Annotated in this window: 21 protein-coding genes, 1 tRNA gene and 1 pseudogene; 10 read left to right on the top strand and 13 right to left on the bottom strand. The window is 67.1% G+C overall.

The genetic code is table 11. From position 1 onward, the window contains the following. Nucleotides 1-68 precede the first annotated feature (68 nt). Nucleotides 69-968 carry a haloalkane dehalogenase gene (locus A6E15_RS06580; protein ID WP_076144889.1) on the top strand — a complete coding sequence of 300 codons (900 nt, stop codon included), beginning with the start codon at nt 69-71 and terminating at the stop codon, nt 966-968. A gap of 58 nt (nt 969-1,026) precedes the next feature. Here the strand turns inward: A6E15_RS06580 and A6E15_RS06575 are convergent, their stop codons facing one another. Beyond that, on the bottom strand, nt 1,027-1,524 hold the full coding sequence (locus A6E15_RS06575; protein ID WP_245800537.1) for a hypothetical protein: 498 nt from the start codon (nt 1,522-1,524) through the stop codon (nt 1,027-1,029). Between the two features lie 436 nt (nt 1,525-1,960). Between A6E15_RS06575 and A6E15_RS06570 the strand changes: the two genes are divergently transcribed. Further along, nucleotides 1,961-2,971, top strand: a complete 1,011-nt coding sequence (locus A6E15_RS06570) for a putative sodium/potassium/calcium exchanger (RefSeq protein ID WP_076144885.1) — start codon at nt 1,961-1,963, stop codon at nt 2,969-2,971. Nucleotides 2,972-3,057: 86 nt separating this feature from the next. Here the strand turns inward: A6E15_RS06570 and A6E15_RS20825 are convergent, their stop codons facing one another. The 3 genes from A6E15_RS20825 to sucC form a co-directional block, all read right to left on the bottom strand. Continuing rightward, nucleotides 3,058-3,210 (bottom strand): hypothetical protein, encoded by a 153-nt coding sequence (locus A6E15_RS20825; RefSeq protein ID WP_175607215.1) that lies wholly within the window; start codon nt 3,208-3,210, stop codon nt 3,058-3,060. A gap of 149 nt (nt 3,211-3,359) precedes the next feature. After that, nucleotides 3,360-4,232: a succinate--CoA ligase subunit alpha gene (gene sucD, locus A6E15_RS06565; protein WP_076148220.1), complete on the bottom strand. Its 873-nt coding sequence runs from the start codon at nt 4,230-4,232 to the stop codon at nt 3,360-3,362. 82 nt (nt 4,233-4,314) lie between these two features. Next, on the bottom strand, nt 4,315-5,466 hold the full coding sequence (sucC, locus tag A6E15_RS06560; RefSeq protein ID WP_076144884.1) for an ADP-forming succinate--CoA ligase subunit beta: 1,152 nt from the start codon (nt 5,464-5,466) through the stop codon (nt 4,315-4,317). Nucleotides 5,467-5,852: 386 nt separating this feature from the next. Between sucC and A6E15_RS06555 the strand changes: the two genes are divergently transcribed. Then, nucleotides 5,853-6,725 (top strand): UbiA family prenyltransferase, encoded by an 873-nt coding sequence (locus A6E15_RS06555; protein WP_076144882.1) that lies wholly within the window; start codon nt 5,853-5,855, stop codon nt 6,723-6,725. 264 nt (nt 6,726-6,989) lie between these two features. On the opposite strand, the gene A6E15_RS06550 is transcribed toward A6E15_RS06555, so the two are convergent. From A6E15_RS06550 to A6E15_RS06545, 3 genes are all read right to left on the bottom strand, one after another. Then, nucleotides 6,990-7,217: a DUF5795 family protein gene (locus A6E15_RS06550; protein ID WP_066296321.1), complete on the bottom strand. Its 228-nt coding sequence runs from the start codon at nt 7,215-7,217 to the stop codon at nt 6,990-6,992. 193 nt (nt 7,218-7,410) lie between these two features. Then, on the bottom strand, nt 7,411-7,539 hold the full coding sequence (locus A6E15_RS21660; RefSeq protein ID WP_277612896.1) for a hypothetical protein: 129 nt from the start codon (nt 7,537-7,539) through the stop codon (nt 7,411-7,413). Between the two features lie 56 nt (nt 7,540-7,595). Further along, on the bottom strand, nt 7,596-8,393 hold the full coding sequence (locus A6E15_RS06545; RefSeq protein WP_076144880.1) for a helix-turn-helix transcriptional regulator: 798 nt from the start codon (nt 8,391-8,393) through the stop codon (nt 7,596-7,598). Between the two features lie 137 nt (nt 8,394-8,530). On the opposite strand from A6E15_RS06545, the gene A6E15_RS06540 reads away from it, so the two are divergent. Then, entirely contained in the window at nt 8,531-8,860 is a 330-nt protein-coding gene (locus A6E15_RS06540; RefSeq protein WP_076144878.1) for a hypothetical protein, read from the top strand. On the opposite strand, the gene A6E15_RS06535 is transcribed toward A6E15_RS06540, so the two are convergent. Continuing rightward, complete coding sequence (locus A6E15_RS06535; protein WP_076144877.1) at nt 8,854-9,627, bottom strand: MOSC domain-containing protein; 774 nt, start codon at nt 9,625-9,627, stop codon at nt 8,854-8,856. The genes A6E15_RS06540 and A6E15_RS06535 overlap by 7 nt on opposite strands. Nucleotides 9,628-9,740: 113 nt before the next feature. After that, complete coding sequence (locus A6E15_RS06530; RefSeq protein WP_076144875.1) at nt 9,741-10,001, bottom strand: HalOD1 output domain-containing protein; 261 nt, start codon at nt 9,999-10,001, stop codon at nt 9,741-9,743. A 203-nt stretch (nt 10,002-10,204) separates the two neighbouring features. Here A6E15_RS06530 and A6E15_RS06525 point away from each other — a divergent pair, with 203 nt between their 5' ends. After that, nucleotides 10,205-10,588, top strand: coding sequence for a hypothetical protein (locus A6E15_RS06525; RefSeq protein ID WP_245800536.1), 384 nt, complete (start codon nt 10,205-10,207; stop codon nt 10,586-10,588). An 11-nt stretch (nt 10,589-10,599) separates the two neighbouring features. Here the strand turns inward: A6E15_RS06525 and A6E15_RS21360 are convergent. Next, a pseudogene (locus A6E15_RS21360) lies at nt 10,600-10,767 on the bottom strand (amphi-Trp domain-containing protein); the annotation flags it as partial. Between the two features lie 559 nt (nt 10,768-11,326). Between A6E15_RS21360 and A6E15_RS06510 the strand changes: the two are divergent. After that, a complete protein-coding gene (locus A6E15_RS06510) occupies nt 11,327-13,282 on the top strand; it encodes a PQQ-dependent sugar dehydrogenase (protein ID WP_076148218.1) in 1,956 nt (651 codons plus the stop codon). A gap of 77 nt (nt 13,283-13,359) precedes the next feature. Here A6E15_RS06510 and A6E15_RS06505 read toward each other — a convergent pair whose 3' ends face one another. Together A6E15_RS06505 and lrp are read right to left on the bottom strand one after the other, a co-directional pair. Further along, the gene (locus A6E15_RS06505) at nt 13,360-14,031 is read right to left on the bottom strand and encodes a PQQ-binding-like beta-propeller repeat protein (protein ID WP_245800535.1); all 672 of its coding nucleotides are present in this window, start codon (nt 14,029-14,031) and stop codon (nt 13,360-13,362) included. A 446-nt stretch (nt 14,032-14,477) separates the two neighbouring features. Beyond that, complete coding sequence (gene lrp / locus A6E15_RS06495; protein WP_076144874.1) at nt 14,478-14,942, bottom strand: HTH-type transcriptional regulator Lrp; 465 nt, start codon at nt 14,940-14,942, stop codon at nt 14,478-14,480. A gap of 455 nt (nt 14,943-15,397) precedes the next feature. Between lrp and A6E15_RS21355 the strand changes: the two genes are divergently transcribed. Together A6E15_RS21355 and A6E15_RS06485 are read left to right on the top strand one after the other, a co-directional pair. Continuing rightward, nucleotides 15,398-15,607: a hypothetical protein gene (locus A6E15_RS21355; protein WP_245800534.1), complete on the top strand. Its 210-nt coding sequence runs from the start codon at nt 15,398-15,400 to the stop codon at nt 15,605-15,607. A gap of 138 nt (nt 15,608-15,745) precedes the next feature. Further along, nucleotides 15,746-16,063 carry a zinc ribbon domain-containing protein gene (locus A6E15_RS06485; protein WP_076144870.1) on the top strand — a complete coding sequence of 106 codons (318 nt, stop codon included), beginning with the start codon at nt 15,746-15,748 and terminating at the stop codon, nt 16,061-16,063. 184 nt (nt 16,064-16,247) lie between these two features. On the opposite strand, the gene A6E15_RS06480 is transcribed toward A6E15_RS06485, so the two are convergent. Beyond that, a tRNA-Glu gene (locus A6E15_RS06480) sits at nt 16,248-16,322 on the bottom strand. Nucleotides 16,323-16,654: 332 nt separating this feature from the next. Here A6E15_RS06480 and A6E15_RS06475 point away from each other — a divergent pair. Next, the gene (locus A6E15_RS06475) at nt 16,655-17,392 is read left to right on the top strand and encodes a fumarylacetoacetate hydrolase family protein (protein ID WP_076144869.1); all 738 of its coding nucleotides are present in this window, start codon (nt 16,655-16,657) and stop codon (nt 17,390-17,392) included. Between the two features lie 99 nt (nt 17,393-17,491). Beyond that, a complete protein-coding gene (locus A6E15_RS06470) occupies nt 17,492-18,190 on the top strand; it encodes an MBL fold metallo-hydrolase (protein ID WP_076144867.1) in 699 nt (232 codons plus the stop codon). Nucleotides 18,191-18,206: the final 16 nt, after the last annotated feature.

Raw genomic sequence — 18,206 nt, 5'->3', positions numbered from 1 at the left:
GCAATACCGATCGGGTCGTTCACGTCGATTTCCCAATTTTTGTATAGTGTTGTATGATATCGTGCAGTATGGTTGTTAGTATCACTGAGGAGCACTTCGAGGACGTTCCGGACTTCGACTACGAACCGCAGTACGTCGATATCGGCGAGTTGGACATGGCGTACGTGGAAACGGGCGGTAGCGAGGGCAACGGCGACGCCGAGGAGACGTTCCTCTGTCTGCACGGCGAGCCGACCTGGTCGTTTCTCTACCGCAAACTGATGCCGACGCTGGCCGAGCGCGGCCGCGTCGTCGTCCCCGACCTGATCGGCTGTGGCCGCTCGGATCGGTACGAGGACCGCGACGACTACACCGTCGAGATGCACTACGACGCGCTCCGGACGTTCGTCGAGGAACTCGAGTTGACGAATATCACGCTGGTCTGTCAGGACTGGGGCGGGCTGCTCGGCCTCGCGCTCGCCGCCGAGCAGTCCGAGCGGTTCGCCCGCCTCGTGCCGATGAACACCGGCCTCCCCGACGGGACCCAGGAGATGACAGACACCTGGCACGCGTTCGCCGAGATGGTCGCCACCGCCGAGGACCTCGATATCGGCGAACTGGTCGCGAACGGCTGTTATCGGGACCTCTCCGAGGACGTGATCGACGCCTACCGCGCGCCGTTCCCCGACGAGCGATACATGGCCGGCGCGCGGACGTTCCCCGGCCTCGTCCCGCAATCGCCCGACGATCCCGGTGCCGATCTGTTCGCCGATGCACGGGACCGACTCGCGCAGTGGGAGAAACCCGCGTTCGTCCTGTTCGCGAAGGAAGACCCGATCACCGCCGACAACCGCGATCCGCTGCGCGAGTTGCTCCCGACCGCGAGCGACCAGCCCGACGTCTGGATCGACGAGGCGGCTCACTTCCTGCAGGAAGACGCCGGCGAGGAGATCGCCGACCGCATCGTCGACTTCGTCGACCGGACCTGACCCGGCCTCCGAATCGGGGTCGCTCGCACGAGATCGGTTTCGATCCGACGACCGACGACTACTGGCGGTCTTCGAAGAACTCCCTGAGCAGGGGAGACCACGCACCGCAGACCGCTCCGAACACGAGCAGCGCGTAGAACGCACCCCAGTGTCGGTACGGCACCGGAGACGCGTTCGCGGTGACGAGGCCGAACGCGAACGGCGCTCCGTAGGCGATGACGGCGACCCACAGCACGACGCCGTAGGCAGTTCCCAGACAGGCACAGAGGAACGGGTTCCGATAGCTCTCCGCAAGCGGTCGCGGAACGCGTCGCTCCCTCCGCAAGCGGTTCACGAGCGCGACGAACGGGCCGGTGGCGAGGACGCTGTGTCCGAACACGAGCGTCCACTCGTTGACGACCCCCTCGAGTCCGTAGATGGCGGCGACCGTTCGAAGGTTCCCGGTTACATGTAACACGCCACCGAGGGCCACGCCGGCGATCAGCGCAGCCGTCACCGTCGTGAGAACGGTGACCGGTGAAGGGAACCCACCGCGCCGTGATCGTCTATAGGCCATGTGTAGCCAGCCAAACTGCACCCATAATAATCTCTCCAAATTACTAGACAAACGTCTAGTTTTTGATAATATCTGCTAAGTCGTCGAACAAAAGACGGCACTCCCTGGAGAGGAACGGTATCGCGACGTCTCCGAACCGATATCGGTCCGCACTCGACACCCCAATCGTACTGGCTGACCTGCACACGCTCGAGTAGTAGGCGTTGTATCGATTCACAGTCGGCGAGGAACAGCCGAATCGACGTCGATGTCTCCGAAACGTTGATTCTGCGAATCACCAGCCATGACGCAGATTGACTGGACAATTATCAAATATCGTTTCCATCAGATGCACCCGGCGGCCAGTAGACTAATACGACAGCGATCTCATCCTTCGTGACTGAAAAAATTCCAAAAATTAAAGTCGTGTGATAATCCAGTAGTAGAGAGCGAGCGTATGCACGATAGTACGACGGACATCACTCCGGGCGAGGGCGCGTTCGAGGCGGGCTCGAGCGCCGCCGACCACCTCGGGGGCCTCGAGGCGGCAGCCGAGTCGGGCGACGAACACGCGACCGGAATCGACGCCGTCGAGGACCGGACGGCGGCGGACGTCTTCGATCAGCTTCGGGACGACGCCGACGCGGGCGGGGCCGACGACATTCTCGCCGACGAGAGCCCGGACGATATTATCGCAAGCGCGGACGACCCCGATCCGGAGACGGAGGCGGTCGACGACGCGCTGCTGGCGGACGAGGACGAACTCGCGGACCTCCTGCTGACCGGCCGTTCGACCGACGGCGAGGGCGAGTTCCACTGGGTCGATCCCGACGATTCGGGGGAACCGACGGCGGCCGCCGATTCCGAGTCGGCGTCGGACGCGGAGTCGACATCGGCCTGGGAAGCCGACGGGACGGACCTCGACGACGTCTTCGGCGACGCGGTCGACGACGAGGACGCCGAGTCCGAACTCGACGGGACGGCCGAACCGGGAGAGGTCGACGACACGGCGGACGAGCCCGAGGCCGGGGCGGGGGCGGCCCTCGAGTTCGACGACGCGTCGACCGACACGGAGACGACCACGGCCCTCGAGGACGAATCCGACGACGCGACGCCGATCGAATCCGAATCGCCGTCCGACGGCGACGCGGCGCCCGAAACTGACGACGCGAGTTCGGACGCCGACGTCGAGGTGTCGCCGGCGGACGCCGAGACCGAGGACCCCCTCGAGGACGCTGACGCCGACACCGCCACGAGCGAGCGCGACGACGAGAGCGGTGCCGACGCCGACGACGCGCCCGACGCGGTCCCCTCCCTCGGGACCGACGACCGCGACGCGTCCGCGGACGGGGCCGACGGTCCCACGGACGACGAGTCCACGGCCGGGGACGACGGATCCGCGTCGGATGCCGACGGCTCGAGCGGACTGCTCTCCCGGCTCCGGTCGGTGCTGAAGGGGTTGTTCTGATCGCTCGCTGCCGTCGCCTCGCCCGCGCGGTCAGGCGGGTCGTCCCTTTTCCATGATCTGACGCCGGTCCCGAGCCGGCCCGACCGTCACGGATCGGGGTGCCAGTCGAGTCCCGACCGCCGAACGGAGAACGACCGCTCGCCACACGACGGACAGCGCGTGCCGCCGCCGGGTACGGCTTCTCGCTCGGGAATCGTTCCCTCGAGGCCGCAGCCGTCGCAGTCGACCCAGGCCGGCATAGCCGTGACTCCGAGGGCCATCCGTCTGAAACTGTTGCAGGAATTCGACTGCAGTCGCCGCTCGAGCGGGTCGACGCGACACAGAGAAAAGAACGGAAAGGGAGAGTAGCCGCCGCGCCGGTCACGGACCGACACAGAGGCCGACGGCGTTAGTCGAGGAAGCCCTCGATGTGGTCGGCGACTTCCTCGGGGGTGTCGCCGACGGGGACGCCGGCGTCGTTGAGCGCCGAGATCTTGCTCTCGGCGGTCCCGGTGCCGGAACCGGAGACGATCGCGCCGGCGTGGCCCATCCGTTTGCCCGGGGGCGCAGTACGGCCGGCAATGAAGCCAGCGACCGGCGTCTCGACGTTCTCGCCGATGAACGCGGCCGCCTCTTCCTCGTCTTCCCCGCCGATCTCGCCGCACATGACGATGGCGTCGGTGTCGGGGTCGTTTTCGAACAGTTCGAGGGCGTCGACGAAGTCGGTCCCGATGATCGGGTCGCCGCCGATGCCGATAGCGGTCGTCTGACCGATGCCGCGAGAGGTCAGACTGTCGACGACCTGGTAGGTCAGGGTGCCCGAGCGAGAGACCAGCCCGACGTTCCCCTCGGCGAAGATGTTGCCGGGGAGAATGCCGAGTTTGGCCTCGCCGGGGGTGATGAGGCCGGGACAGTTCGGCCCGATCAGGCGGGTGTCGGTCTCGGAGAGGCGCTTGTTGACCCGCGCCATGTCCTGGGTCGGGATGCCCTCCGTGATCGCGACCGCCAGATCGAGGTCGGCGTCGAGCGATTCGAAGATGGCGTCGCCGGCGAACGCCGGCGGGACGAAGATGACCGAGGTGTCGGCGTTCTCCTCCGCAACCGCTTCGTGGACCGTGTCGTAGACGGGGACGCCCGCGGCCTCCTGCCCGCCCTTGCCGGGGACCGCGCCAGCGACGACGTTGGTGCCGTACTCCATCATCTGTTCGGCGTGGAACTTGCCCTCCCCGCCGGTGATGCCCTGTACCACGACGCGCGTGTCGTCGTCGACTAGTACGCTCACGCGAACCACCCCGTGGTGGTGAGCGTGAGGTTGATAGTCGCAGCCGAGCGAGCGTCGCGAGCGTTGGATCGTCTATCAGAACTCATTGTTCGTTCACCTCGTCAGCGTATTCGACAGCACGCTGGACCGCGCCCTCGAGGGTCTGATCGACCGTCACGAGGTCCTCGTTCAGAATCTCCATGCCTTCCTCCCAGTTGGTGCCGGCCAGTCGGACGACGACCGGCTTGGGGATCTCGTCGAACTGCTCCAGGGCCTCGTTGATCCCGCGGGCGACCTCGTCGCCGCGCGTGATGCCGCCGAAGATGTTGAAGACGACCGAGTCGACGTTGTCGTCGGAGAAGACCATATCGAGCGCGTTCGCGATGCGGGCGGCCTTCGCGCCGCCGCCCACGTCGAGGAAGTTGGCGGGTTCGCCGCCGTAGTAGTCGACCAAGTCGAGCGTCGTCATCACGAGCCCGGCACCGTTACCGATGATGCCGACGTTACCGTCCAGCCGGACGTAGTCGAAGCCGTACTCGTCGGCTTTCTGCTCGAGTTCGTCGCCGCCGGCCGCCTCTTCTTCCATCTCGGCGAGTTCGGGCTGGCGGAACAGCGCGTCCTCGTCGATGTTCATCACGGCGTCGGCCGCGATGACCTCGTTATCGCTGGTGACCATCAGCGGGTTGATCTCGGCGTCGGAGCCGTCTTTCTCGTCCCAGAGTTCGTACAACGTCGTCAGGACGCTCGAGACGTCGCGCGCGATCGACTGGTCGACGCCGGCGTCGTAGACGGCCTTGCGGGCCTGGTAGGGGTGCATTCCGAACGCGGGATCGATGTGTTCGCGGGCGATCGCCTCGGGATCTTCCTCGGCGACCTCCTCGATGTTGACCCCGCCCTTGGTCGAGACCATCGCGACGGGCTCGCCCTCGCCGCGGTCCATCGTGATCCCGACGTAGAGTTCGTTCACGAAGTCGACCGCTTCCTCGACGAGGACCCGATCCACGTGGTAGCCCTTCAGGTCCATCCCGAGGATGGAGTCGGCCGCTTCCCGGGCCTCGTCCTCGTCCTCGGCGAGTTTGATTCCCCCGGCCTTCCCGCGGCCGCCGACCTGCACCTGCGCCTTGACCGCGACTGGATAGCCGATCTCCTCGGCCGCGGCGACGACGCCGTCGACGTCGGACGCGAGCTGCGAGTCCGGCGTCGGTACCCCGGCATCGGCGAAGACCTGCTTCGCCTGGTACTCGTGTAATTTCATACCATTCGAACGGCCGTTCCGGCCTTGCTTAAATCCTGCCAGTTTCCACTCGCCACGGGGAATCCGTCGACGCACATTAACGACACTGCCGCCCGATTTCCCCGACCGTCGTTTCGTCCCCCTTCTTTGTGTGGGTTTTCAACTGAAGCGAGCGTGTGTGGGGGCACACGTTCGAACTCCGACCGGAACCCTCGTCACGAGTGGTCGATTTTCGACCCGCCGACCGACCGTCCCACGGCAGGCACACGCCGTCGTGTCGGTCGCCCGACCGGGTCCGTCCTCGCGGATGTCGACGCCGAATCGACCTGGTTCCGTCCCGCGAACCGACACGTCCTAGCACAGCATTCAACCCTCGGCTCTCCTAACGGTCGAGACGAGACACCGCCGTGACGAACCCCACCGCGACCCGTCGCCCCTCGAATTGGGCGTCGTCGCTCGCTACCGTGGCCCGATTCCTGGTCCACAGTAACCTCTTTATCTCGCTGGCGACGGTCAGCGTCGTCGTCACGACGACCCGGCTCGCCGACCTGCCGCTCGAGGCGCTGCCGGTCTTTATCGTCTTCGCGGCGACGATGTTCGTCTACACGGTCAATCGGTTTACCGACCTCGCGGAGGACGAGCAGAACGTCCCGCGGCGCGCGGCGTTTACGAAGCGGTACGGCCGCTACTGGCTGCCGATCGGCGTCGGCCTCTACGTCGTCGCGGTCGCCGTCGCCGTCGCGCTCGGACTCCCGGGCGCGCGCTATCTGTTCCTCCCGCTCGCGGTGGTCCTGTTGTACTCCGTCGGCGGGATCAAGCAGGTCTTCCTCGTGAAGAACCTCGTCGTCGGGTTCGCGTGGGGCGCGATCCCGCTGGGCGTCGGCTACTACTACGGGCAGGTGTTCGCCCCCGAGATCCTGTTTCTGGCTGCCTACGTGACCGTCATGATCACGATCGCCGCGGTGATCTTCGACGTGAAAGACATCGAAGGCGACCGCGCCGAAGGGATCCCGACGGTGCCGAACCTGTTCGGGACGGCGCGGACGCGACGACTGTCGCTGGTGGCGACCGCGGCCGTCGCGCTGGCGGTCGTCGGCTGTGTCGGCGGCGGCGTCGTCCCCGGCGAGTTCCTCGCGGTCCTCGCGATGAACGCCTACGTCTGTGCGTACATCCCCTTCGCGACGCCCGATCGCGGGCCCCTCTACTACGGTTTCGTCGTCGACGGCGAACACCTCTTCCTCGCGGCCGTCGTCCTCGCCCTCGAGTGGTTGGTCTGGTGACCGATCGCCGGGGAGGGGTATCCCCGGTTCGTTCGGCGTCTCGGTCGCACGTATCGTCACAGCGATGATCGTGCTCGTCTTCGTCGTCCTCTCGGCCGCGATCCTCTCGACCGGGGCGATCGTCGCGGGCGCGGCCCCGGTCTCGGGACTCGCGAACACCGATCAGTAACGCGTTCGATCCCTGATTTTCGAGGCGAGACGGCGACTCTCGGAGTCGGAAAACACGTCGGTAGCCGCGGTGTCCCGTCGACCGTTCGGTCGCGGCTAGTCCCGGTCCGTCTCGCTCCAGTCGCAGTCCTGACACTTCCAGCCGGTCACGAGTTCGGTCACGGAGGGCATGTACACCACCTTCAACGCGTTGCCCCCGCAGTCCGGACACGGCTCGTCGGCCTCCTCGATCGAGTCGACCTCCATCACCGACTCGCCCTCGATCAGTTCGGCGAGTTTTGCTGCCGTTACCATTCGCCCCTGAACGACGCGGTTCTCGCTCACGGTCGGACTACCGGCCGCGACCGACTAAGCGTTTCCTGATACGGTTTGCTGTACCGGGTTACCCGTGAGACCGTAATGCGGTCGCGGTCCCACCGGAAACGACTTCCAGTAGACCGTCCGAACCGGTCGCCCCAGCCGTCGCTCCAGAACATCGGATCGGTATCGAAAGCGCGTGAGGACGACCGGCGATCGCTCACGGCGTCGCCGGTCGGTGGGTCGTCAGTCGGAACGTCGTGGCCCGTTGCGTACTCCCCCATCCGTGGGCCGTCAGCGCGGTTTGCAATCCACCTACCGCGATCAATTGCACGGCCGCCGTGGTCATTAGTGTACCTCGCACACTGTGTGCGCACCATGCACACTGCGGGGCGTAACCGCGACCTACGACTCCAATGCGAACGACGTCGCATCTCGCTTGAGGGCGTCGAACCGCTCGAGCGCCCGCTCCCTGACGCGGTCGTCCGTCGACTCGAGCAGTGCCGTCGGGAGCCCGCTGTCGTCGTGGACGCCGAACTGGACGGTCCGGTCGACGACGCCGAGATAGAACGGAACGCTCTCGTCGACGATACCCACCGAGACGGACGGTTCGTCGAGTATCGTCGCGAAAGCGTCGGTCAGCGCCGGATCCGCCCGCACGCTCTCCGCGACCGGTTCCGCCAGCAGCACTTCGAAGACCGCGCCGTCCGCGATGGCCTCTCGCGAGGCCTCGAGGGGCTCGACGCCGGTCGCCGGCAACACCGCCCGCACGCGATCGGCCTCTGCCAGCGTCGCCGCGTGGCGGGTGACCGGCGCGTACGGGTTCGCCGTCGTGGCCTCGACCACCGTCGCGTCGATCAGTCTGGCGGGATCGACCCCGAGCCACTCCTCGTCGAGCCGCTCGAGGACCGGCCGCAGGCGAACCGCCGCGTCGGTCCGTTCCAGCGCCGCGGCCACCCCCTCGGCGACCAGCGAGCCGGCCGCCGTGATCTCGTAGCGGTTCCCCCGTTCGCGAACCAACCCCCGGTCGACCAGCGCGGACAGGCTCCGGCTCAGCGTCGTCCGCACGACGCCGACCTCGGCCGACAGCGCATCCCGCGAGACCGTCCCCTCGGCGTCGAGGCGCTCGAGGATTCGGACCCGGCTCGGCGACCGGGTCACGAACTCGAGCGTCTCGACCGCGGCGTCCGTCCGATCGCTCATCACACCGACCCTCTCGTCGGCCCCTACTTTATCGCACTGGCCGTGCGGGGGATCGATCCGACTCCCCGACCCGGAGTCGGCACCGGCATGGTTCTGCGCGCACAACCGTATAACGACTCCACCCTGAACGGACGGGTATGGAGACGCGCTGGGCGACCGTCGACGGCGTCACCCTCGAGCTACCGGACGACAGTACCGCGGGCGAACTTCGGGACGCCCTCTACAAACCCGACGACGCGGTCCTGATCGCGGTGACCGGCGATCTCGTCTCGGTCGTCCACGACGAGGACCGGCCGCTCTCGGAGCTGGTCGCCGGCTGTGCGGATACCTACTACTTCTACCGGCCCGGCGAACCCGACCGCAACGAACTGCTGGCCGCGAGGGAACTCGAGGATGCCCTCGAGGCGGAGACCGGGGCTCGATCGGACGCCGAGACGACGTTCCAGCGGCCCGGTATCGATCACTGACGACCGGTTTCGACCGGCTCGCCGACCGTGAGGGTGCAGCCGCGGTCGCGCTCGGGAACGCGCGCGATGATCATCAGTGTGTAGTAGTGATCGAACGCGTCCCGGTCAGCCCAGTCGGGGAACGTCGCTTCGCGCTTTTCGACGAACCGCTGCCGGAACCCGTCGGTCGGCTCGCCGGTATCTGGATCGCGCTGGGGGACGACACAGCGGCCACAGGGCGTGACGCCCTCGAATCGAACGTCGCCGACCTCGAACGCCGGGGCGTCCTCGCCGACGAACCGGTCCTCCCAGAAGGGGTCGACGCCGCCGATCTCGACGTTGGCCCTGAGCCGCCGCCGGACGCCGTCGACGGTCGTCCCGTCGAACCACGAGGCGACGGTCTCGAGCGTCGCCGTGCTGATCACCGACGGCCCCATCTCGCGGCGGTCGACGAACCCCAGCGACGCGTCGCGCTCGAGCGACAGGTCAGCATCGAAAAAGTCGCCGAACCAGGCCGCGGCGGCCTCGCGGTCCGCCTCGAGGTCGAACCGCCGGCGATCGCCGTCCGGTGCCGTCACCGACAGCGTCGCCGTCGACGGCTCGTAGTCGGTCTCGAGGTCGTGGACGCGGTCGGTCCGCTTCCCGTTTACGACCTCGCCGTCGGCGTCGAACAGGGCGAACTCCCTGTCGTGGGCGAGCGTCCCTCCCTCGCGGACCGCGGCCGCCTCGAGTTCGATGCCGTCCAGTCCCTTCACCGGATACACGGTGAGCCGGTCGAGTCGTGCCATTGCGGGGAGCTATCCGCCGACGGTCTATTAGTCTTCGTTCGAACCGAATCGCGTCGGAACCGAGCCCGGCACCGCGGAGTCGATCCGATCGGCCGCACGTCGGGACCCGGCGGTCAATCGATCGTCACGACGGGGTCGTCGCGTTCGTCGAACTCGATGCGGACCTCGTGGCCCGCGTACGTGAAGCCGACGTGACCGGACCGGCGACCGCCCGATTCGGTGGTCGCGAAAAGCGCCGTGAGCGCATCGGGATCGACCGCGTCGAAAAGCGGGGGTAACGCCGTCGGATCGACTCCCTCGAGCGCCGCGATACCGGCGACGATCCGTTCGTGTACCGCGTCAGTATCGGCCGCTATATGATGGGTCTGGTCCATTGCCGACTACGGCCACACCGCCGCATTAATAGCTTTTGGAATACCGACGCGTTCTGAGCGGCGTCAGAACGCTCTGTTCGTCAGTTTCGGACCGTCAACGGCCGTTCGACGGATCGGGGTCGGACCGCTCGAGCGTCGATATCGATTGCCGCCCCGGCGCTCACCGATCCGCCCGCTCGGGCGACGTCGACGCGGTGACGGGGATGGCGTCCGATCCCGCCCGGCTCGAGTCGGCGGGCCGAACCGTCGATGCCCTCGCGGTGTCGGCGGCCTACCCGGCGTACGGACCGGCGCTGATCGCGGCGGAAGGCCTCCTCCGACGGGAACGGGACCGCTTCGCGGCGTTCCTCGAGACGGCGCTGGCGGACTGGGCGAAGGCCGTGTGCGCGCCCGAGTCGATCGCTCGGACGGCCGCGACCGACACCGACGGGTCGGCCGACCGCCTCGCCAGGACCTTCGAGCGGGCGATCGATCGCTTCGCCGCGAGCGAGGGGGTCCGGCGTCACGGCTGGGGCTGGCACTCGCCAGAGGAGTGGCGAAACCTCCGAGACGCGCTGGCACAGGGCGGGCTGCTCGAGGCCGACTGAACCGCCGGCGGTTATCGGACCGAGAGGTCCTCGCCGCCCGCCGGTGCCGTAAACTCGAGTTCGACCTCGAGTTCCCGGTCGCGCTGGTCTGCGACCTCGATCTCGACTTCGACCGGGTCGTCGTACTCGAAGGGGAGCTCCCACTCCGAGGCGGAGATCGTAAACGAGGAGCCGGCCTCGGCGTAGCCGCGGCGTTCGTCTCTCTCCCGGACCTCGCGTCACCGTCGAATCCGTCCGGCGGAACCGGCCGGCGCTGGCGGTCGACAACGTGATCGGCAGCACGGTCTTCTACGTGACCGCCAACGCCGGCATCGTCGCCGCGGTGCAACCGATCGGGACCGGCGGGGACGTGCTGACGGTCCACTGGCCGTTTCTCGGTGCTTGTCCGCTCGTCGCGCCGCCATGCTCGCCCGCGGCCGCGTCGCCCGCGTCGGCGGCCTCCCGCTGTGTGGGCTCTCCGCTGCCTACTGGGTCGCGAACTACCTGTGACCGGTGAACCGCCACGGGACGGCCGAACGGTCGCGATTCCCAGTTCCTCGGGGCATAGTAACGACATACGACCGAGTTCGGGCGAACCGAAACAACCAGTTAGGCGACAGCAAGCCGGTGTTGGAACCGCTCGAGTCACCCAAGTCGCTCTTGAGCGGGGAACGATCGGACCGGTTTATTGCGCGTTATCGAGACCTCGATATCCAGTACGCGGTCGGGTGCGGATCGCTACCCGGCGTGCTGATCACTATGACACGGAACGACGATCACGCGTTCTCGAGGCGGCGGCTCCTCAGAGCATCGGCGGCGCTTTCCCTGGCCGGCGTCGCGTCGACGGCGCTGGGACAGGAGTCGCTCCCGAGCGAACTCGAACTCGGCGGTCGAGTCAGTAGCTGGGTCGGGCAAGCGCCCGACGAGATCGCCGACGAGCGGAACCCGACCCTCCGACTCGAGGCGGGTCAGGAGTACACCCTCACGTGGGAGAACCTGGACGGCGCGGCCCACAACTTCGTCATCGTCGACGAGAACGACGAGCGACTCGTCGAGACGGATCTCGTGGCCAGTTCGGGCGAGACCCAGACCGTCGAGTTCACCGCCGAGGAGGGAATGGTCGAGTACTTCTGTGGCCCGCATCGCCCCTCGATGACGGGCGAAATCGAACTCGTGGGGAGCGGCGACGGCGGCGACGAGGCGGCGACCGACGACGGCCCGCCGATCGGCGAGGGACCGACCGTCGGCCTCGAGTCCGTCGCCGACGGGTTCGCCAACCCGATCACGCTCGAGACGGCCGACGAGGACGCCGACCGCCGGTTCGTCGTCGACCAGACCGGCACGATCTCCGTCCACGGCGAGGACGGCCTCGCGTCCGAGCCGTTCCTCGACGTCTCGGACCGACTGGTCGACCTCCGCGAGGGGTTCGACGAGCGCGGCCTGCTCGGACTGGCCTTCCATCCCGACTTCGCAGAGAACGGCCGGTTTTTCGTCCGCTACAGCGCACCGCCCACCGAGGACGCGCCCGAGGGGTACGATCACGCGTTCGTCCTCTCGGAGTTCCGGACGGCGGACGACGACCACGCGAGCGCCGATCCCGACTCCGAACGACGGCTCCTCGAGATACCGGAGCCGCAGTTCAACCACAACGCGGGGCCGATCGCGTTCGGCCCGGACGGCTATCTCTACGTCGCCACCGGCGACGGCGGCGGGGCCAACGATTCGGGCGAGGGACACGTCGAGGACTGGTACGACGAGAACGAGGGCGGGAACGGACAGGACACCGAGGAGAACCTACTAGGTGGCATTCTCCGGATCGATGTGGACGGCGGGACGTCGGAGACGTCCCGAGACGGAGGCGGCGACGCCGCCGACGAGGGCGACGAGCGCGCCTACGGCGTCCCCGACGACAACCCGCTGGTCGACGCTGAGGGCCACCGCGACGAGTACTACGCGTGGGGACTGCGCAACCCGTGGGGGATGACCCTCACCGGCGAGGGGGCGATCCTCGCGGCTGACGTCGGTCAGGAGCTGTTCGAGGAGGTCAACCACGTCGAACGCGGCGGCAACTACGGCTGGAACGTCAGGGAAGGGACCCACTGTTTCAGCACCGAGTCGCCGACGGAGCCGCCCGCGGAGTGTCCGGCGGAGACCCCCGAGTCGGTCCGCGGGGGCGAGCCGCTGCTCGATCCGGTCCTCGAGTACCCCCACGAGGCCGACGGGGAGCCGGTCGGCGTCTCCGTGATCGGCGGCTTCCTCTACGAGGGCGAGGCAGTCGACGCCCTCGCCGGCACCTACGTCTTCGGCGACTGGAGCCGGGACGGCCAGAGCCCCGGCCGGCTGTTCGCCGCCCGCCCGCCGACCGAGTGGCTCGAGGAGAACGCGGCGGTCGAGACGGACACCGGGGAAGACGACGGCGGCGACGAGGCTGACAGCGGGGAAGCCGAGAGCGAGGGCGGGCGCTGGCCGATCGAGGAACTCGAGGTCGAGACCGCGAGCGGAGGCGACGACGGCGGCGACGAAGCGGACGACGGCGACGGTGAGGAGGACGACGGCGAGCCGGTCGCGTCCGACGGGGCCATGAACCGATTCGTCTACGGCTTCGGCCGCGACGACGCCGGCGAACTCTACGTCCTGACGTCGGCGACGCCGTCCATCGAGGAAGACGACGGCGCGGTCTACCGGATCGTCCCCCAACAGCGATCCGAACACTGATCGCGTCGGACGCGACGCCGGGCGCCGACGCGGTCGCTCGCGATTCCGTCCGCGCGCGAAAAAAGCCGGCCGGCCCCTCAGATCTCGAGCGAGAAGACGGCCAGCGTGGTCCTCAGTTCGACGTCGGTGTGGTGGCCGCCGCCGGCGGGCATCGCGGCGTACTGTTTCTCCTCGTGGGGGTCGACCCAGGACATCGGCGCGCCGTCGACGCCGTGGTCGCCGACCTCGAACTCGGCGAGGCGGTCGCCCGACTCGACGTCGTAGGCGGCCATCACGCCGTTGGGCGTGCCCGCGAAGGCCAGCCTGATCGGCGTGGTAAAGGACCCGCCGCGGGGATGGTAGTTGGACCGGTCGCACCACTCCTGCCACTTCACGTCCCCGGTGTAGGGATCGATGCCGGCGATGACGCCGATCGTACCGTTCCACTCCGGCGGATAGGCGGGACGGCCCGACGCGTCGCCGTCCCCGTCGGCCGCGGTTTCGGCGTCGTCGCCGTCCCCCTCGTCGACTCCCGCCTCGAGGTGTGGGTCCTCGCCCTCGGCGTCGAGGGGCGGCTCGTCGGGTTCCTCGATATCCTCGGGTGGGTCTCCGCCGACGATATCCATGCCCATGTACCCCTCACCGACCTCGTACTCCTCTTCGTACCACGACAGCGCCATCGGCTCGTTGGCCCCCTTGACGACCATCGTCCGGGTGTTGGGATCGAAAGAACTCGGCTGGGGGTTGGTCCCGCCGGTGAGGTGGGGCATCATCCACTCGGCGCTGTCGATATCGTCGTACAGCGGCAGGGAGAACGTGTTGACGTGCTGAGTACTCCTCGATGTGATCGGGGGTACAGGCCGGCAGAGCCTCCTCGGCACTCGCGAAGAATTCGACCTCCGCGAGGTGGTCGTTGATCGTCCACGCGGGCGTCGTCAGCTCCTGATAGGCCGACGCCCCCCCACTCGGGGACCCCCATCGACGCCAGCTGGGGCACCCGCTCGAAACCCCCCTCGAGTCCCGCCAGTTCCTCGGCCAGTAGCGCGCCGTCCAGCGTGCCGGTCAGTCCGGCACGTACCGCCTCGCCTATCCGGCGAGACCGCCCGCAGCGCCGCTTGCGACCTCCCCGGGCAGATTGCCGTGACGACGCGTCAGCGGGACCGCGAGCGAGAGCAGTCACCGATCGATGCAGACAGTCCCGGGCCGCAGTAGACCGTTAGCTGTCCCCGTCCGTCTCGAGTTCGAACTGCTCGTTCTCACACACGGCGTTGAGGACGATACTGGTACTCGACTGGTTGATGTCCGGGTCGGTGATCAACTGCTTGATCTGGTCGTTCATGTCGTCGGTGTCTTTGAACTTCCCGATGGCGATCACGTCGTAGTCACCCGTGACCTCGTAGACGGAGATCATCTGTCGGTGGTCTTTCAGCGTCTCCGTGATCTCGGGAAGGGCGTTCCCCTCTGCCCTGAGTTGCATGACCGCAGTCACGTCGTAGCCGACCGCGTCGTAATCGATCTTGGGCGTGTACCCCTCGATCACGCCCTCGTCTTCGAGGTCCGAGAGGTGGTTCGAAACGGTCGTCACGGAGACGTCGAGTTCCTCCGCGAGGCTGCGGAGACTCGAGCGGCCGTCGTCGAGCAGTTCGTTTACCAGATCGGAATCCAGATTCTCGTACGTCATTGGTTGATCTAAACGGCTGCTTATATTAGGAGTTTACGGATAGCAACTTCTCTCTGGCGCGAGAGAGCGAGTGTTTCGACACTGACGGTTTCGACTCTCCCCTGTCCACCCACAGGACGAAAACGCGACCGTTCCGACGACTCCCCGGCGCTCCCCGCGCCTTCGACGGACAGGTACGCTCTATAGTAGCCGCTGCAACGAGTTACACACTGATCGCAGCGCTGTCGTGCGATCAGGTGTGCAATGACGTTCAGTGGCTACTATAGTGGCGTCATTCCTAACCGATCGGTATAACAGAGCCAGCCAAACCGGTCGTCGGCCGCCTCGAGACGGTCGCAGTCAGCGGCACCGACGCGACCGAAACGGTCGTCGCGAAGGCCGACACCGGGGCGGACCGGACAACTACCGGCGACCCCCTCCTCGAGCGGATCGGCAGCACCGGCGCGATCGACGACGTGATCGTCAGGTCCGGCGGCAGCGCCGAGCGCCGCGACATCGTCGCGATCAGCGTCGACGTCCGAAGCGTCGATCGGGCCCCTCGAGTCGTGTTGGTCGACGTGGACGACCGCCAGCCGTACACGGGCGAGGTCCTGTTCGGAAGCGGTCTGCTGGACGGGTTCTACGTCGACTGCGAACTGCGAAACACCACCGCGAACGCCGAGTAGCCGTGGGGGTTCGGTCGGCTGGCCGTGAGCCGTCACTCGGGCGGCCACACGGCTCGTCCCACGGGATCCGTGGTGGCGTATATGACTCGTGGACCATTCCACGAGTGCGGTTACGGTGAGCGAGACGAACCGTTCCCTATGAGCCTCGTCCTCCTGGGAACGGTCCTCTCGCTCTGTCTGCTCCCGTCGCTTTGCTTTCTGGGACTCTGGCGCGGACTCGGCCGACTGCAACGCAGTTCGCTGGTTTCGCGTGCGAGCGATCGTGCGGGCTGTCCCGATCCGGCAGTCACGTGGGGCGACGTTCTCGACGCGTACACTGACCCCCAGAAACGACGCTTCGCGTCCCCGTCCGAATCCCGCCCGTCGACGACTCGCGACGACCAGTGTGACGTCTGTGCCGCGGACAACGACCCGGTCGCGTCGTACTGCCACAACTGCTTCCGGAAGCTCGAGTGAGGCCAGTTCTCACGTATTAGGGCGGCAGTTCCCGATCCATAGTCGGGACTCCGGAATTCGGCCGTCGGAAAATGCTCCGTCTGGGATTTGAACCACGCCCAGACGTGCTCGCTACGCTGCGCGCGACTGGTCTGATTCAAATCAAGGGCCGCATTTTCGGCTCACGGATTTGTTCGCCGAAAAGTGCTCCGTCTGGGATTTGAACCCAGGTCATCGGCTCGAAAGGCCGAAATGATTGGCCGGACTACACCAACGGAGCGTTCATTGCGTTCGCGCACCGAGCCGCAACGGACTGTGTCCACCTCGCCAACGGAGCGCGTCTCGCAACTGCTTGTTGCCGAGGGCTAATGAAAAGCGTTCCGTTCCGATCCGGCACTGCCACGAGGTCACGCACGCTGACTCATCAGGATACGAACACCATTCGGTTCCCGCTCGAGTCCCGGCAGGGCGACGATCGGCGGAGTCACGTCGCTCGCGTCGACCGGCCCCGTGTTTTCGAGGACGGCGTCGCCCTTTCCGAGGCCCGCAGGCCACCCCTCGGACCGTCCGGCTTCTCAACGCTTTTGATCCCCGGTGTCCATTCCACCGAGCATGAAATACGTCCGCTTTCGCGACCCGGCCGGTGCCGTCCGCCGCGGCGAGTACGAGAACGGCACGGTCCAGTTCGGAACGGAAAGCTACGACCTCGAGAGCGACGAGATCGACGTGTTACCGCCGACGGAGCCGTCGAAGATCGTCTGTATCGGAAAGAACTACGCCGACCACGCGGCGGAACTCGACTCCGAGGTGCCTGATCGACCCTTGCTCTTCCTGAAGCCGCCGAACACGCTGGCGGCCCACGGCGACACCGTCACCCTGCCTGCGGGCAAGGAGCGGATCGACCACGAGGCCGAACTCGGCGTCGTCATCGGCGAGCAGTGCCACCACGTCTCCGAAGCCGACGCGATGGACGTCGTGGCAGGCTTTACCTGTGTCGACGACCTCTCGAACCGCGACGATCAGCGCCAGGAACAGAACTGGGTCCGCGGGAAGGCCTTCGACGGCGCGGCCCCGATCGGACCGGTGCTGGCGACCCCCGACGAAGTCCCCGCGGACGCGTCCGTACGGACTCGCGTCAACGGTGACCTGAAGCAGGACGGCTCCCGCGAGCAACTTATCTTCCCGATCCCGGAACTGATCGCCGAGATCACGACGTATCTCACCCTAGAGCCCGGCGACGTGATCGCGACGGGCACGCCCGAGGGCGTCGGCCCGCTCTCGGACGGCGACACCGTCGAAATCGAGGTCGAAGGCGTCGGCACCCTCGAGCATTCGGTCCGAATTCCCTGAACCGGCCACGCAGGAGCCAACACTCGACCGGCCGACGACCGGGGCCGCTCACGGCCCTCGAGAGAAGCCTTTTCGGATCTCTCGCCTGTGTCTTCGGGCATGACAGTTCGATTCGACGCGGTGACCGTCGACTGGCTCGGCCACGCCACCGTGCGCCTCGCGGGCCAGACCGGCGCGGTCGTCTACACCGATCCCGGACCGGAGCGGATACTGAAAGACCTCGAGCCGCGTGACGGCGACCTGATCCTCGTCTCTCACGGTCACCACTACGATCCCGACGCGATCCGGCGGGTCGCTCGCGACGACGCACTGGTCGTCGTTCACGAGTCGGTCGACGCGGGCGAGATCGACGGCGTCGACGAGCGCCTCGACGACCTCCCCTTCGACGTCGAACGCGTCCGTGCGGACGAGTCGTTCGTCCTCGGCCCGCTGGATCTGTTCACGACGCCGGCGTACAACGATCCCGCCGGGCCACACACCGATGCGGACGGCATCCCCGCACATCCGGCGGGACAGGGCTGTGGCTTCGGCGTAACGGTCGACGGGATCACGGCGTTCTGGCCCGGCGGCACCGACGCCCTCCCGCTCCACGAGTCGCTCGAGATCGACCTCCTGCTCCCGCCGATCGGCGGTTCGGTCACGATGGACCGCCGTGAGGCCGCGTCGCTGGCGAGCGAGATTCGCCCCGATCTAGTCCTGCCGGTCCACTACGACGCGGACGGGACGCTCGCCGCCGACGCCGAGGCGTTCGTCGTCGACGTGGCGACCCGCGGCGTCCCGGTCGTCCTCGACGAGTAGGCGCGCCGGCGGCCGT

Origin of the sequence: Natrinema saccharevitans, assembly GCF_001953745.1 — an archaeon.
Classification (GTDB): Archaea; Halobacteriota; Halobacteria; order Halobacteriales; family Natrialbaceae; genus Natrinema; species Natrinema saccharevitans.
Note: the sequence above shows the minus strand (reverse complement) of the source record. Positions and strands in the feature narration are given on the sequence as shown.

Excerpts from the sequence above, each read along its gene's own strand:
- A6E15_RS06580 (WP_076144889.1), top strand. The coding sequence starts at position 69 with ATGGTTGTTAGTATCACTGAGGAGCACTTCGAGGACGTTCCGGACTTC.
- A6E15_RS06575 (WP_245800537.1), bottom strand. The coding sequence starts at position 1,524 with ATGGCCTATAGACGATCACGGCGCGGTGGGTTCCCTTCACCGGTCACC.
- A6E15_RS06570 (WP_076144885.1), top strand. The coding sequence starts at position 1,961 with ATGCACGATAGTACGACGGACATCACTCCGGGCGAGGGCGCGTTCGAG.
- A6E15_RS20825 (WP_175607215.1), bottom strand. The coding sequence starts at position 3,210 with ATGCCGGCCTGGGTCGACTGCGACGGCTGCGGCCTCGAGGGAACGATT.
- sucC (WP_076144884.1), bottom strand. The coding sequence starts at position 5,466 with ATGAAATTACACGAGTACCAGGCGAAGCAGGTCTTCGCCGATGCCGGG.
- A6E15_RS21660 (WP_277612896.1), bottom strand. The coding sequence starts at position 7,539 with ATGACCACGGCGGCCGTGCAATTGATCGCGGTAGGTGGATTGCAAACC.
- A6E15_RS06545 (WP_076144880.1), bottom strand. The coding sequence starts at position 8,393 with ATGAGCGATCGGACGGACGCCGCGGTCGAGACGCTCGAGTTCGTGACC.
- A6E15_RS06540 (WP_076144878.1), top strand. The coding sequence starts at position 8,531 with ATGGAGACGCGCTGGGCGACCGTCGACGGCGTCACCCTCGAGCTACCG.
- A6E15_RS06535 (WP_076144877.1), bottom strand. The coding sequence starts at position 9,627 with ATGGCACGACTCGACCGGCTCACCGTGTATCCGGTGAAGGGACTGGAC.
- A6E15_RS06530 (WP_076144875.1), bottom strand. The coding sequence starts at position 10,001 with ATGGACCAGACCCATCATATAGCGGCCGATACTGACGCGGTACACGAA.
- A6E15_RS06525 (WP_245800536.1), top strand. The coding sequence starts at position 10,205 with ATGGCGTCCGATCCCGCCCGGCTCGAGTCGGCGGGCCGAACCGTCGAT.
- A6E15_RS06510 (WP_076148218.1), top strand. The coding sequence starts at position 11,327 with ATGACACGGAACGACGATCACGCGTTCTCGAGGCGGCGGCTCCTCAGA.
- A6E15_RS06505 (WP_245800535.1), bottom strand. The coding sequence starts at position 14,031 with ATGCCCCACCTCACCGGCGGGACCAACCCCCAGCCGAGTTCTTTCGAT.
- lrp (WP_076144874.1), bottom strand. The coding sequence starts at position 14,942 with ATGACGTACGAGAATCTGGATTCCGATCTGGTAAACGAACTGCTCGAC.
- A6E15_RS06485 (WP_076144870.1), top strand. The coding sequence starts at position 15,746 with ATGAGCCTCGTCCTCCTGGGAACGGTCCTCTCGCTCTGTCTGCTCCCG.
- A6E15_RS06475 (WP_076144869.1), top strand. The coding sequence starts at position 16,655 with ATGAAATACGTCCGCTTTCGCGACCCGGCCGGTGCCGTCCGCCGCGGC.
- A6E15_RS06470 (WP_076144867.1), top strand. The coding sequence starts at position 17,492 with ATGACAGTTCGATTCGACGCGGTGACCGTCGACTGGCTCGGCCACGCC.